The organism is Pantoea sp. XY16, from assembly GCF_025153065.1.
GTDB classification, from domain to species: domain Bacteria; phylum Pseudomonadota; class Gammaproteobacteria; order Enterobacterales; family Enterobacteriaceae; genus Pantoea; species Pantoea alfalfae.
This window is the reverse complement of record NZ_JANZNP010000004.1, coordinates 553,848-567,724: the sequence shown is the minus strand read 5'-3', so window position 1 is coordinate 567,724 and position 13,877 is coordinate 553,848. Positions and strand designations below refer to the sequence as shown.

Genomic DNA, 13,877 nt, shown 5'->3' with positions numbered 1-13,877 from the left:
AACGAAAGGGTAAATAACATGAATGGAATGGCAACCGTGACAAAAATTGCTGGCGAAACTGTGGGTCAGGAGTTTCTGGTCTTCACGCTGGGCGACGAAGAGTACGGCATCGATATCCTCAAAGTTCAGGAAATTCGCGGTTACGATCAGGTAACGCGTATTGCGAATACCCCTGAATTCATCCGCGGCGTCACGAACCTGCGCGGCGTAATCGTGCCGATTATCGATCTGCGCGTAAAGTTTGCGCAGCCTGACGTTGAGTACAATGACAACACCGTGGTCATCGTGCTGAATCTGGAAAATCGCGTGGTCGGTATCGTGGTCGATGGCGTTTCTGACGTGCTGTCACTGACCCAGGATCAGATCCGTCCTTCACCAGAGTTCGCGGTAACCATGTCTACCGAGTACCTGACTGGTCTGGGTGCGCTGGGCGAGCGCATGCTGATTCTGGTCGACATTGAGAAGCTGCTGAGCAGCGACGAGATGGCGCTGGTGGATAACCTGCGTACCGCGTAATTGCATCATCACGGGCTGGCTTCGGCTGGTCCGTGATAGTTACAATATGTAATGGTTTCGTTTGAATTCATATATTTAAAACCGCACTTCCCCCTAATTTCCTGCTGTCACCTGCCGATAATCTCACTGTCACTTTTAAATTACCTACATTTTTCAGGGTTACTCATGTTAACGAAAATCCGTGTGGTCACCAGCCTGCTACTGGTGTTGCTGGTGTTCGGGCTGTTACAGGCCTTCTCCGGTTCTGTTTTCTACTCCGCATTAAGCCACGACAAGCAGAGCTTTGCCGTGTCGCAGCTGGCGATGCAAAACACCCAGGCGCTTAATGACGCCTATATGAGCCTTAACCAGAGTCGTGTGTTGCTGACCCGCATTCAGCTGCGTATCGCCACCAGTAAACTGGAAGGTAAAACGGCCGATATCGCCTCGCTGTTTGAGGACAGTCAGCGTTTCCAGCAGGCTGCAGCGGGTTTCTACAAGACGTTCAAAGAGACGCCAGATACCCCAGGGCAGGATGAGCAGCTTAACAATCAGCTTGACCAGCGCTTCAGTGATTATGCGGGCGCGCTGAACAGCCTGCAGAGTGCGCTGCAGGTCAATGATATGGCCGCAGCCGCAAAAGCCCCGGTGGCCCCGAGCCAGAGTGCGTTTCTGACGCTTTACCGCGAATGGCGCGCCGATCAGAGTCGCCTGACCACGCTGGGCGTGGCCGAGAACAGTAACGCTTACAGCCGTATGATGTGGATTCTTGCCGCCATTATGGTCGTTGTGATCGCCGTGATCGTGCTCTGCTGGTTTGGCCTGCGCAAAATCGTGATGACACCACTCAACAACAGCATTAATCACATTCAGCATATTGCCCAGGGCGATTTAACCCAGCCGATCGCGGTGGAAGGGCGTAACGAGATGACGCAACTCGCCGCCAGCCTGCATGAAATGCAGCAGTCGCTGGTCCGCACCGTGACCAATGTGCGTGACGGATCGGATGCGATTTTCACCGGTGCCAGTGAGATCTCTGCCGGAAACAATGATCTTTCCGCCCGCACCGAACAACAGGCGGCATCACTGGAGCAGACGGCGGCCAGTATGGAGCAGCTCACCGCCACCGTGAAACAGAACGCCGAGAACGCCCGCCAGGCGTCACAGCTGGCACTCAGCGCGTCCGAAACCGCAGAAAAAGGCGGTAATGTGGTGGCTGGCGTGGTGAAAACCATGAGCGAAATCGCCGGCAGTTCGAAGAAGATTGCTGACATCACCAGCGTGATTGATGGCATCGCGTTCCAGACGAATATTCTGGCGCTCAACGCCGCCGTTGAAGCGGCGCGTGCCGGTGAACAGGGGCGCGGTTTTGCGGTGGTCGCAGGCGAGGTGCGTAGTCTGGCGCAGCGCAGCGCCCAGGCCGCCAAAGAGATCAAAGGACTGATCGACGATTCAGTCAACCGCGTCAGCGTGGGTTCGCAACTGGTCGGTACCGCCGGGGAAACCATGAGCGATATCGTCAGTGCGGTCACGCGCGTCACCGACATCATGGGCGAAATCGCCTCGGCGTCGGATGAGCAGAGTCGCGGTATCGATCAGGTCGGGCAGGCCGTCACCGAGATGGATCGCGTCACCCAGCAGAACGCCTCGCTGGTGGAAGAGTCCGCGGCAGCGGCCACTTCGCTGGAAGATCAGGCCAGCCGGTTAAGCCAGTCAGTCTCGGTCTTTAAAATCAAACGTGAAGCCAGGCAGACGCTGACAAAGCATTTGCCGATTGCCGCGCCCGCCACGGCGCCGCTGGCACCGCGCAAAGCCCTGACGGCCCCGGTCAGTGATACGCACTGGGAAACCTTCTGATGTAAAGCTGCGCATCCTGTGGGATGCGCAGCCACCCCCTTTATTCCTCTGCTTAAAGCCAAACTCAGCAGCTCCTGCTAATAAAATTAATTACAAAAGCCACTTCTCTTCTGAAAGCGCTGAAAAGCGTTAATTAATCCTATAAACACGCCGATATAGCCGCTGCACCTAAATTAACCTGCAGGGGAACGAGATGTTAAAAAAAATAAAAGTGGTGACCAGTTTAATCGCAGTCCTGGTTATCTTTGGCGCGCTCCAGTTAGTGGCTGGCAGCCTTTTCTGGTCAGCGCTTAATAAAGACAAAGAGTCCTTTGCACTGTCACAGGTCTCTAACCGCAATGTCACCGAGATGACAGACGCTTATATTTCATTAAATAACAGCCGTACCACGCTGAACCGCGGCATGCTGCGCTTACAGACCAGCATGGCATCGCAGATGAACGGCGGTCAGCTTGATGAGCTGATCACCAAAGCCAATAAGCAGCTGGCGGAAGCCGATCGCCACTTTAAAATTTATTACCATCTGCCAACTACGCCGGGCCTTGATGAAACCATGGGCGACAAGCTGGAAGCCGATTACGCTAATTACGAAAACGGCCTGAAAGCGATGGTGAAAAGTTTACAGGCGCGTGACCTGGAAGGAATGTTTAAACAGAATATTGAGCAGAAGCAGGTGGCGATGCAGGAGAGTTACAACCAATGGCGGGCGCGTCAGACCGAACTCTCCGATAAAGGTATGGAACAGAATCAGACAGCCTTTAAGCAGATGATGTGGCTGCTGGCTATCATTGGCGTTGCGGTGCTCGCGGTGATTATTACGTGCTGGTTTGGCCTGCGTCAGGTTCTGATTCAGCCGCTGCAACAGCTGCTGGCGCAGATTCGCGCTATCGCCTCCGGCGATTTGACCCAGCCAATTGTGGTTGAAGGACGCAATGAGATGAGCCAGCTGGCGGCCGGCATCCAGGAGATGCAGCAATCGCTGGTGATGACGGTCGGTAATGTGCGTGACGGCTCTGATGCCATCTTTACCGGTGCCAGTGAAATCGCCGCCGGTAACAACGACCTGTCAGCCCGCACCGAAGAGCAGGCCGCCTCACTCGAGCAGACTGCAGCCAGCATGGAGCAGCTCACCGCCACGGTGAAGCAGAATGCTGACAACGCCCGTCAGGCCTCGCAGCTGGCGCTGACCGCCTCGGAAACCGCGCAGCAGGGCGGCAAAGTGGTGAACGGCGTGGTGACGACCATGAAAGAGATTGCGGGCAGCTCGAAGAAGATCGCAGACATCATCAGCGTGATCGACGGTATCGCCTTCCAGACCAACATCCTGGCGCTGAATGCCGCGGTTGAAGCGGCGCGTGCCGGGGAACAGGGGCGCGGTTTTGCGGTAGTGGCCGGTGAAGTGCGCAGTCTTGCACAGCGCAGTGCTCAGGCCGCTAAAGAGATCAAAGGCCTGATCGAGGACTCCGTGTCTCGCGTTAACAGCGGTTCACTGCAGGTTGAAAGCGCCGGCAGCACCATGAATGAGATTGTGGGTGCCGTGACCCGCGTAACCGATATCATGGGCGAGATCGCCTCTGCATCAGACGAGCAGAGCCGCGGTATTGAGCAGGTCGGTCTGGCCGTCACCGAAATGGATCGCGTGACCCAGCAGAACGCCTCGCTGGTGGAGGAGTCTGCCGCTGCCGCTGCCGCACTGGAGCAGCAGGCCAGCGTCCTCACCCAGGCTGTCTCGGTTTTCAAAATTTCCCGCGCCTGATTTTCTGCCTTTCAGCGTGGTGGCGGTTTAAAGCCGTTGCCACGCATAAAGTTCCCCCCGACGCCGCCGATAAATAAACACGAATCGCCAACCAATGAGGTGTTTATGTTTAGTCGAGTGCGCGTTGTTTCCGGCCTGCTGAGTGTGCTGGCGCTGTTTGCGCTGCTGCAGCTGTTTTCCGGCGGAATGTTTTTCAAAACTGTCAGTTCAGATAAAGAGAATTTTGCCTACAACCAGCGTCTGAATACGTTGCAACAGGCGATGGGCACCTCATGGGTTTCGCTGGTTCAGGCGCGCAATACCCTTAACCGCGCCGGTATCCGTTTTCTGCAGGATGCGCAGATGTCGGGATCGGGCGCCAGCGTAAAAGAGCTGGTCGCACTGGCGGGCGAGGAGCTGAAACAGGCTGAAGTCAACTATCAGATTTTCAACGATAACCTGTCAGAACAGGGCAAAACGGCTGAAAACGTTCTGGCGTTGCAGGCGAACTACAAGGCCTATCACGATGCGCTGGCAGAACTGATGGTGTTCTTCACCACCGGCAACTTCAAAGGCTTTGTGGATCAGCCAACGCAGAGTTTCCAGGACAAGTTCCAGAAAGATTACAGTGCCTGGCTTGAGAACAACAAAGCACTGTCACAGCAGGGTGTGGAAGCCAACCAGCAGGCTTACAGCCGCTCCATCACTATCGTCATCGCCACGCTGGCCGTGACGTTGCTGATGATTATCCTGGTGTGGAACGTCATGCGCTCGGTGCTGATCCGTCCTCTGCGTCAGAGCATTGAGCACATTCAGCACATCGCACGCGGCGATCTGACTCAGCCGGTTGAGATTACCGTACGCAACGAAATTGGTGAGTTACTGACGTCACTGCAGCATATGCAGCAGGAGCTGGCACGCACTGTCCGCACCGTCCGTGACGGCTCGGAAGCCATCTATACCGGTGCCAGCGAAATCTCCATCGGCAATAACGATCTCTCTTCGCGTACCGAACAGCAGGCCGCCTCGCTGGAGCAGACTGCTGCCAGCATGGAGCAGCTCACCGCGACCGTGAAGCAGAATGCCGAAAACGCCCGTCAGGCGTCGAAGCTGGCGCTGACCGCCTCTGAAACCGCACAGCAGGGCGGCAAAGTGGTGGATGGCGTGGTCACCACCATGAAAGAGATTGCGGGCAGCTCTAAGAAAATTGCCGATATCACCAGTGTGATCGACGGCATCGCCTTCCAGACCAACATCCTGGCACTGAATGCGGCGGTTGAAGCAGCCCGTGCCGGTGAGCAGGGCCGCGGCTTTGCCGTGGTGGCGGGTGAAGTACGCAGTCTGGCGCAGCGCAGCGCCCAGGCCGCCAAAGAGATTAAAGGTCTCATCGAAGATTCCGTTAGCCGCGTTAATACCGGCTCGGTGCTGGTAGAGAGCGCCGGTGACACCATGAGCAACATCGTCAGCGCGGTCACACGCGTCACTGACATCATGGGCGAGATCGCCTCTGCGTCAGACGAACAGAGCCGTGGCATTGACCAGGTGGGCCTTGCGGTGACCGAGATGGATCGCGTCACGCAGCAGAACGCCTCACTGGTTGAAGAGTCAGCGGCAGCAGCTGCAGCGCTCGAAGATCAGGCAAGTCACTTAAAACAAGCGGTATCAGTGTTCAATATTGGTAAAGAATTTGTCGCTCAGGCCGTTAACAAGACAACGGCGACAAAAACGCTCCAGTCAGATGCACCGTTAGCCGTTGGTCGTTCGTCTGCGGTACGCAGCGACGACAACTGGGAAACCTTTTAATCGCCCGTGGCCCGGCCGCCATTTAGCCGCCGGGCATCGCAGCAGAAAAATAATATATTCAGTTCGGGCCAGGTGCAGAGATGAAAAAATCGACAATTTTAGATCAAAGTGAGACGACAACGCTGCTGTCGCAGATGGTGCAGCGTTTACCGCTCTCCGATACGCATTTTCGTCGTATCAGCCAGCTGATCTATCAGCGTGCCGGTATCGTACTGGCCGATCACAAGCGTGAGATGGTCTACAACCGCCTGGTTCGTCGCCTGCGTACGCTGAATATCGATGATTTCGGTCGCTACCTGGCGCTGCTGGAGTCCGATCCGAACAGTGCCGAGTGGCAGGCGTTTATCAACGCCCTGACCACCAACCTGACCGCGTTCTTCCGCGAAGCGCATCACTTCCCGATTCTGGCGGAGCATGCACGTAAGCGCCAGGGCAATTTCAGCGTCTGGAGTACCGCGGCGTCAACCGGCGAAGAGCCTTATTCCATCGCGATGACACTGGCGGAAACGCTGGGTACCGGACCGGGCAAGTTCCAGGTTCATGCCAGCGATATTGATACCCAGGTACTGGAAAAAGCGGTATCGGGTGTTTATCGCCAGGAAGAGCTGCGCACGCTGTCACCCGCGCAAATGCAGCGCTTCTTCCTGCGCGGCACCGGTCCACACGCCGGAATGGTGCGGGCGCGTCCTGAGCTGACCAACCTCGTCACCTACGCACAGCTTAACCTGCTGGCCAACGACTGGGCGCTGCCGGGTCAGTTCGACGCAATTTTCTGTCGCAATGTGATGATCTATTTCGATAAAGAGACGCAGGAGAAGATTCTGCGTCGGTTTGTGCCGCTGCTGAAGCCGGGTGGCATCCTGTTCGCCGGACACTCAGAAAACTTTAGTCAGATCAGTAAAGAGTTCTGGCTGCGTGGACAAACCGTCTATGGACTGACGAAGGAAAGATGATGAGCAAAATCACCGTGATGTGCGTAGATGACTCTGCGCTGATGCGGCAGTTGATGACCGAGATCATCAACAGCCATCCGGATATGGAGATGGTCGCTACGGCGCCCGATCCGCTGGTCGCCCGCGATTTGATCAAGCAGTTCAATCCGCAGGTGCTGACGCTGGATGTGGAAATGCCGCGCATGGATGGCCTCGATTTCCTGGAAAAACTGATGCGGTTACGGCCAATGCCGGTGGTGATGGTTTCATCGCTGACCGGAAAAGGCTCCGAAATCACCCTGCGTGCGCTGGAACTGGGGGCGGTGGATTTCGTCACCAAACCCCAGCTCGGCATCCGCGAAGGCATGCTGGGCTACAGCCAGATGATTGGCGACAAAATCCGCGCGGCGGCCCGGGCCCGCCTGCACAACCGTGCAGCGATGCCGGTGCCCGCGACGCTGAAAGCGGGGCCACTGCTGAGTAGTGAGAAGCTGATTGCGATTGGCTCCTCTACCGGCGGCACCGAGGCGATTCGTCACGTGCTGCAGCCGTTACCGGCCACCAGTCCGGCGCTGCTGATTACCCAGCATATGCCGCCAGGCTTTACCCGCTCTTTTGCCGAACGTCTGAACAAGCTGTGTCAGATCACGGTGAAAGAGGCCGAAGACGGTGAGCGTATTCTGCCGGGGCACGCTTATATCGCGCCAGGCGCGATGCACATGGAGCTGGCCCGAAGTGGTGCCAACTATGTGGTGAAACTGAATGAAGGTCCACCGGTCAACCGGCACAAACCCTCAGTGGATGTGCTGTTTAAATCGGTGGCAACGTACGCCGGACGAAATGCGGTAGGGGTCATCCTTACCGGAATGGGCAATGATGGTGCCGCCGGGATGCTGGAAATGCATCGGGCAGGTGCCTGGACTATCGCCCAGAACGAAGCCAGCTGTGTGGTATTTGGCATGCCGCGTGAGGCCATCGCCACAGGCGGCGTGAGCGAAGTCGTGGATTTAAGCAACATCAGCCAGCACATGCTGGCGAAAATTAGCGCCGGACAGGCATTGCGTATTTAACAGGCCCGTCCCGCCGGGCGAGACAACTCAGGAGTAGATATGGCTGATAAAAACATGCGCTTTTTGGTAGTAGACGATTTCAATACGATGCGTCGTATTGTGCGTAACCTGCTGAAAGAGCTGGGCTTCAATAACGTAGAAGAAGCGGAAGATGGTGTGGATGCCCTTGGCAAACTGAAAGCGGGTGGCTTCGACTTCGTGATTTCCGACTGGAACATGCCAAACATGGATGGCCTGCAGCTGCTGCAGACTATTCGTGCCGACGCGGCGATGAGTTCGCTGCCGGTGCTGATGGTGACCGCGGAAGCGAAGAAAGAGAACATTATCGCCGCCGCCCAGGCGGGAGCCAGTGGATATGTGGTGAAGCCATTCACTGCGGCAACCCTGGAAGAGAAGCTGGGCAAAATTTTCGAAAAACTGGGCATGTAAGGGGATGTGATGAGCGACTTTCCGAAACCAACTGAGGATGCCGCGGCACACGACATCATTTCACGTATTGGCTCACTGACGCGCATGCTGCGCGACAGTCTGCGCGAGCTGGGGCTGGATAAAGCCATTGCCGATGCAGCTGAAGCCATTCCTGATGCCCGCGATCGTCTTGATTATGTGGTGCAAATGACGGCGCAGGCAGCCGACCGTGCGCTGAACTGTGTTGAAGCAGCACAACCCCATCAGGATAAGATGGAAGCCGGGGCAACTCAGCTGAAAGGGCGTTGGGATGCGTGGTTTGAGAACCCGATTGAACTGGGTGATGCGCGGGAGTTGGTGACGGATACGCGCGAATTCCTCACCGCCGTGCCAGAGCACACCGCCTTTACCAACAAGCAGTTGCTTGAAATCATGATGGCACAGGATTTCCAGGACCTGACTGGTCAGGTAATCAAGCGCATGATGGATGTGATCCAGGAGATTGAGCGCCAGCTGTTAATGGTGCTGCTGGAGAACATGCCAGAAGTCAGCGCTGAGAAGCGTCAGGAAGGCACCAGCCTGCTGAATGGTCCGCAGATCCACGCCGATGCACCGGGTGTGGTGGCGAACCAGGATCAGGTTGATGACCTGCTGGACAGCTTAGGATTCTGATCCGGTGTTGTCCGCCTGCGGGCGGGCAAAACGGCTCCCGGCGTCAAAAACAGGGTCACCTTCGGGTGGCCCCGTTCCGCATTGTCAGACCCATCCCCGAAAGAACGCCTGTTTTCCCCATCTTATCTCCGCTTTAACTTAAGCCAGATTTGGCATTCTAAGCTCAGAATTCCTGCCAACCGAGGTTTGTCGTGGCTGAAGATAGCGACGAAGACAAAACAGAATCGCCCACGGCCCACCGACTTGAGAAAGCGCGTGAAGAGGGCCAGATTCCGCGTTCGCGCGAACTGACGTCACTGCTGATGCTGCTGGCCGGCATCATGATCCTGTGGATGGGCGGCAATATGATGGCGCACCGGCTGGCGGCCATGGTGGCCACCGGGCTCCGTTTTGACCACGGCATGGTCAGGGATGACAAAATTATCGTCAGCCACATTGGCAGCCTGATCACCCAGGCACTGATGGCGCTGCTGCCGCTGATGGGGGGGCTGGTGCTGGTGGCGATTGCCGCGCCCATGCTGCTTGGCGGTATCATTTTCAGCGGCAAATCGATCAAGTTCGACCTGAAAAAGCTCAATCCGATGGCCGGTTTTAAGCGAATGTTTGCGGCACAGGCGTGGACCGAACTGTTTAAAGGCATTCTCAAAACCATTCTGGTGGGCGCAGTAGGCTGGTGGTACATCTGGAGTCACTGGCCGGAAATGTTGCGGCTGATCAGTGAAGCGCCCGTCACCGCGCTGATTCACGGCATGGAGATGATCGCGGTCTGCTGTTCGCTGGTGATGCTGGGGCTGATCCCGATGGTGGGATATGACGTCTTCTGGCAGCTCTACAGCCACTTCAAAAAGCTGAAGATGTCGATGCAGGAGATCCGTGACGAGCATAAGCAGCAGGAAGGTGACCCGCACGTTAAAGGGCGCATCCGGCAGCAGATGCGCGCCGCCGCGCGCCGCCGAATGATGGCCGATGTGCCAAAAGCCGATGTCATCGTCACGAACCCGACGCACTACTCAGTGGCATTGCAGTACAACGAGAAGAAGATGAGCGCGCCGAAAGTGGTTGCGAAAGGCGCGGGCGAGATCGCCCTGAGAATTCGTGAACTGGCTGCTGAACACCGCATCCCGGTTCTGGAAGCACCGCCGCTGGCGCGTGCGTTATACCGACATACCGAAATTGGTCAGCACATCCCCGGCGCGCTCTATGCTGCCGTGGCAGAAGTACTGGCGTGGGTCTGGCAGTCGCGTCGCTGGAAGCGCGAAGGCGGCCTGATCCCAACCAAACCAAAAAACCTGCCGGTTCCGGCAGAGATGGACTTTGCAGGAGAGAGCAAAAACGATGGCTAATAACCTGGCCGCAAAACTACGTTTACCGGGCAACTTTAAAGATATGCAGTGGCAGGTGCTGGCCGGGCCGGTGCTGATCCTGATGATCCTGTCGATGATGGTTCTGCCATTACCGCCGTTCATTCTTGATCTGCTGTTCACCTTTAACATTGCGCTGTCGATCATGATCCTGCTGGTGTCGATGTTCACCCAGCGGACTTTGGAGTTTGCGGCGTTCCCGACTGTTCTGCTGTTCTCTACGTTACTGCGTCTGGCACTGAACGTGGCCTCAACCCGTATCATCCTGATGGAGGGGCACACCGGTGCCGCTGCGGCAGGACAGGTCGTTGAAGCCTTCGGTCACTTCCTGGTGGGCGGTAACTTCGCCATCGGTATCGTGGTGTTTATCATCCTGGTCATCATCAACTTCATGGTTATCACCAAGGGTGCCGGTCGTATCGCCGAAGTGGGCGCGCGCTTTGTACTGGACGGGATGCCTGGTAAGCAGATGGCGATCGATGCCGACCTCAATGCCGGGCTGATCGGTGAAGATGAAGCTAAACGCCGCCGTGCTGAAGTGACCCAGGAAGCGGACTTCTACGGTTCGATGGACGGTGCGAGTAAGTTCGTTCGTGGTGATGCCGTCGCCGGTATCATGATCATGGTGATCAACGTCATCGGCGGCCTGCTGGTGGGCGTAGTGCAGCACGGTATGGATGTGGGGCACGCCGCAGAGACCTATACGCTGCTGACCATCGGTGATGGCCTGGTTGCGCAGATCCCGGCGCTGGTTATCTCTACCGCAGCCGGTGTTATCGTGACGCGCGTCGCCACCGATCAGGATGTCGGCGAGCAGATGGTCACCCAGCTGTTTAAGGATCCTCGCGTGCTGATGCTCAGCGCCGGGGTGATTGGCTTGCTGGGTCTGGTGCCAGGCATGCCTAACTTCGTCTTCCTGCTGTTCACCGCCGCCTTGCTGGGTCTGGCCTGGTGGCTGCGCGGACGCGAAACGCAGCCGAAGAAGAAAGTGGACGTTGCTGGCAGCATCAGCAACAAAGCGGCAGCGGACACGCCCGCCGCCACTGAAGCATCCTGGACCGATGTACAGCTGGAAGATACGCTGGGCATGGAAGTGGGCTATCGCCTGATTCCGATGGTCGATCATCAGCAAAATGGCGAGCTGCTGGGCCGTATCCGCAGTATCCGTAAGAAAGTTGCGCAGGATGTCGGTTTCCTGCCGCCGGTGGTGCATATCCGTGACAACATGGAGTTGCCACCTGCGCGCTATCGCATTCTGATGAAAGGGGTGGAGATTGGCAGTGGGGATGCCTATCCGGGCCGCTGGATGGCGATTAACCCAGGCACGGCTGCCGGCAGTCTGCCGGGAGAAGCAACTGTCGATCCGGCCTTTGGCCTGGCGGCGGTCTGGATCGACAGCGCGCTGAAAGAGCAGGCGCAGATCCAGGGCTTTACCGTAGTAGAAGCCAGTACCGTGGTGGCAACACACCTCAACCATCTGATCGGCCAGTTCGCCAGTGAGCTGTTTGGCCGTCAGGAAGCGCAGCAGCTGCTGGATCGCGTGACGCAGGAGATGCCGAAGCTGACCGAAGATCTGGTGCCGGGGGTGATCTCACTGACCACGCTGCATAAGGTACTGCAGAACCTGTTGGTTGAGCGGGTCTCGATTCGCGATATGCGCACTATTATCGAAACACTGGCGGAACATGCGCCGGTACAGAGCGATCCGCAGGAACTGACCAGCGTAGTCCGTGTGGCGCTGGGTCGCGCAATTACTCAGCAGTGGTTCCCGGGCAATGATGAAGTGCAGGTTATCGGGCTGGATTCCACGCTTGAGCGTCTGCTGTTACAGGCGTTGCAGGGCGGTGGCGGCCTGGAGCCGGGGCTGGCCGATCGGCTGTTGAGTCAGGCACAGGCGGCATTGCAGCGTCAGGAGATGCTGGGTGCGCCACCGGTGCTGCTGGTCAATCATCCGCTGCGTGCGCTGCTGGCACGGTTCCTGCGCCGCAATCTGCCGCAGCTGGTGGTGCTCTCGAATCTGGAACTGAGCGACAACCGCCAGATCCGTATGACTGCCACCATCGGAGGCAAATAATGCGCGGGCTGCTGTTGGTGCTCTTCATGCTGCCGATGCTGGTTCAGGCGGCCGGGGGGGCCTGGAGCGCCACGGCCAACGGACCGCTGCTGGCGAATCGCGGCAGCTGGCAACGGACGCAGCCGCTGACGCCACCCGCCGATGTTGGCGGGGAGGTCAGCATCATTAACTGGCGTTATGAGCTGAGCAGACCTGCGCCGTCGGGCCTTAAAGTGCGGCTGTGCGGCGAACAGCGCTGCACCACGCTTGAGGGTGCCAGCGGCACCACGCGCGGGCTGGCACATCTTAACGCTGGAGAAACCCTGCATATGGTGTTTGGTTTTGCCGGCAGCGGGGCGCTGCCACCGGGATTACGGGTAGTGAGCAGCGAAGTCATGGTCAATTACGAGTAAAAGTCTCGTTGCTGAATTGACTGGCGCACCGCTGCACGGTGCGCCAGTGCGCAATGTGTCTTCAGGCGTTAACTCCCTTCATTCCCTCCTCAGAATAGCGACCGCCTTTGACCTCAATCTGCTGATGTATCGTATTCAGTAACCGCACGTCGTCCTCTTCCAGCCTGATATCCGCGGCGTGCGCATTCTCAGTGAGATAAGCAATCTGTTTGGTGCCCGGTATCGGCACAATTTTTTCATACTGTGCCAGCAACCACGCCAGCGCAATCTGTCCGGTGGTGGCGTGATATTTCTCAGCAAGTGGCGTCACCGCGTTAAGAAGCTGGAGATTGTGATCGATATTTTCCTGCCGGAAACGGTCATTATTTTTGCGGAAATCACCCTCGGCAAAATCGCTGTTTTTACGGTATTTACCCGTCAGGAATCCTCTGCCCAGCGGCGAATAGGGCACCAGTCCGATACCGAGTTTTTTCACCATAGGGAGAATCTCTTCTTCGATGTCACGCGTCCAGAGTGAATACTCCGTCTGCAGCGCGGCCAGCGGATGGATCGCCTGCGCCCGATTCAGTGTTGAAGCCGATGCTTCACACAGCCCAATCCGGGCAATCTTTCCCTCCTGCACCAGACGGCTGAGACACTGCATGCTCTCCTCAATCGGTGTCGCCGGACTGATGCGATGCAGATAAAAGAGATCGATACGCTCAACGCCCAGCCGTTTCAGAGAGGCATGGCAGCTGCGGGTTAGGTAGTCGGGCTGATTATTGATAGTGCGGGCATAAGCCTCCTCCGCCGGACGCTCAATGCCACACTTGGTGGCGACGGTGAATTTCAGCCGTTCGGCTTTGCTCAATCCGGCAAGAAACTGGCCTATCAACTGCTCGTTGTGGCCGCGCCCGTAAAGGTCTGCAGTATCGATAAAGGTGATATCCAGATCACGCAGCCGGCTGAGCAGCTGGAGGGAATGGCGGTCATCGGTCTGACCATAAAATTCGCTGAGCCCCATCGCACCATAACCGATGGCGCTGACCTCCAGACCCTGAGTTAACGATCGCTTTTTCATCTGTCTCTCCTCGTAAGT

At 57.1% G+C, this 13,877-nt stretch carries 12 protein-coding genes; 11 read left to right on the top strand and 1 reads right to left on the bottom strand.

The genetic code is table 11. The features are described from left to right. The first annotated feature begins 18 nt into the window (after positions 1–18). The 11 genes from cheW (at position 19) to N1689_RS07295 (ending at position 12,799) form a co-directional block, all read left to right on the top strand. Entirely contained in the window at positions 19–516 is a 498-nt protein-coding gene (gene cheW, locus N1689_RS07345; protein WP_150015287.1) for a chemotaxis protein CheW, read from the top strand. Between the two features lie 165 nt (positions 517–681). Then, positions 682–2,352, top strand: coding sequence for a methyl-accepting chemotaxis protein (locus N1689_RS07340; protein ID WP_260058394.1), 1,671 nt, complete (start codon positions 682–684; stop codon positions 2,350–2,352). Between the two features lie 193 nt (positions 2,353–2,545). After that, a complete protein-coding gene (locus N1689_RS07335; protein ID WP_222925364.1) occupies positions 2,546–4,108 on the top strand; it encodes a methyl-accepting chemotaxis protein in 1,563 nt (520 codons plus the stop codon). A 105-nt stretch (positions 4,109–4,213) separates the two neighbouring features. Then, complete coding sequence (locus N1689_RS07330) at positions 4,214–5,890, top strand: methyl-accepting chemotaxis protein (RefSeq protein ID WP_222925365.1); 1,677 nt, start codon at positions 4,214–4,216, stop codon at positions 5,888–5,890. An 80-nt stretch (positions 5,891–5,970) separates the two neighbouring features. Further along, a complete protein-coding gene (gene cheR, locus N1689_RS07325) occupies positions 5,971–6,843 on the top strand; it encodes a protein-glutamate O-methyltransferase CheR (RefSeq protein WP_161733157.1) in 873 nt (290 codons plus the stop codon). Continuing rightward, the gene (locus N1689_RS07320; RefSeq protein ID WP_150015331.1) at positions 6,843–7,892 is read left to right on the top strand and encodes a chemotaxis response regulator protein-glutamate methylesterase; all 1,050 of its coding nucleotides are present in this window, start codon (positions 6,843–6,845) and stop codon (positions 7,890–7,892) included. The genes cheR and N1689_RS07320 overlap by 1 nt, the downstream gene beginning before the upstream one ends. Before the next feature lie 39 nt (positions 7,893–7,931). Further along, entirely contained in the window at positions 7,932–8,321 is a 390-nt protein-coding gene (gene cheY, locus N1689_RS07315) for a chemotaxis response regulator CheY (protein ID WP_010258559.1), read from the top strand. Positions 8,322–8,330: 9 nt separating this feature from the next. Then, positions 8,331–8,972 (top strand): protein phosphatase CheZ, encoded by a 642-nt coding sequence (gene cheZ, locus N1689_RS07310; RefSeq protein ID WP_013358224.1) that lies wholly within the window; start codon positions 8,331–8,333, stop codon positions 8,970–8,972. A gap of 191 nt (positions 8,973–9,163) precedes the next feature. Next, a complete protein-coding gene (gene flhB, locus N1689_RS07305; RefSeq protein WP_161733155.1) occupies positions 9,164–10,315 on the top strand; it encodes a flagellar biosynthesis protein FlhB in 1,152 nt (383 codons plus the stop codon). Further along, on the top strand, positions 10,308–12,407 hold the full coding sequence (gene flhA / locus N1689_RS07300; protein ID WP_098050260.1) for a flagellar biosynthesis protein FlhA: 2,100 nt from the start codon (positions 10,308–10,310) through the stop codon (positions 12,405–12,407). The genes flhB and flhA overlap by 8 nt, the downstream gene beginning before the upstream one ends. Next, a complete protein-coding gene (locus N1689_RS07295) occupies positions 12,407–12,799 on the top strand; it encodes a flagellar protein FlhE (RefSeq protein WP_260058392.1) in 393 nt (130 codons plus the stop codon). Before flhA ends, N1689_RS07295 begins: the two co-directional genes overlap by 1 nt. 61 nt (positions 12,800–12,860) lie before the next feature. Here the strand turns inward: N1689_RS07295 and N1689_RS07290 are convergent, their stop codons facing one another. Beyond that, positions 12,861–13,859: an aldo/keto reductase gene (locus N1689_RS07290; RefSeq protein WP_260058391.1), complete on the bottom strand. Its 999-nt coding sequence runs from the start codon at positions 13,857–13,859 to the stop codon at positions 12,861–12,863. Positions 13,860–13,877: the final 18 nt, after the last annotated feature.

Excerpts from the sequence above, each read along its gene's own strand:
- cheW (WP_150015287.1), top strand. The coding sequence starts at position 19 with ATGAATGGAATGGCAACCGTGACAAAAATTGCTGGCGAAACTGTGGGT.
- N1689_RS07340 (WP_260058394.1), top strand. The coding sequence starts at position 682 with ATGTTAACGAAAATCCGTGTGGTCACCAGCCTGCTACTGGTGTTGCTG.
- N1689_RS07335 (WP_222925364.1), top strand. The coding sequence starts at position 2,546 with ATGTTAAAAAAAATAAAAGTGGTGACCAGTTTAATCGCAGTCCTGGTT.
- N1689_RS07330 (WP_222925365.1), top strand. The coding sequence starts at position 4,214 with ATGTTTAGTCGAGTGCGCGTTGTTTCCGGCCTGCTGAGTGTGCTGGCG.
- cheR (WP_161733157.1), top strand. The coding sequence starts at position 5,971 with ATGAAAAAATCGACAATTTTAGATCAAAGTGAGACGACAACGCTGCTG.
- N1689_RS07320 (WP_150015331.1), top strand. The coding sequence starts at position 6,843 with ATGAGCAAAATCACCGTGATGTGCGTAGATGACTCTGCGCTGATGCGG.
- cheY (WP_010258559.1), top strand. The coding sequence starts at position 7,932 with ATGGCTGATAAAAACATGCGCTTTTTGGTAGTAGACGATTTCAATACG.
- cheZ (WP_013358224.1), top strand. The coding sequence starts at position 8,331 with ATGAGCGACTTTCCGAAACCAACTGAGGATGCCGCGGCACACGACATC.
- flhA (WP_098050260.1), top strand. The coding sequence starts at position 10,308 with ATGGCTAATAACCTGGCCGCAAAACTACGTTTACCGGGCAACTTTAAA.
- N1689_RS07295 (WP_260058392.1), top strand. The coding sequence starts at position 12,407 with ATGCGCGGGCTGCTGTTGGTGCTCTTCATGCTGCCGATGCTGGTTCAG.
- N1689_RS07290 (WP_260058391.1), bottom strand. The coding sequence starts at position 13,859 with ATGAAAAAGCGATCGTTAACTCAGGGTCTGGAGGTCAGCGCCATCGGT.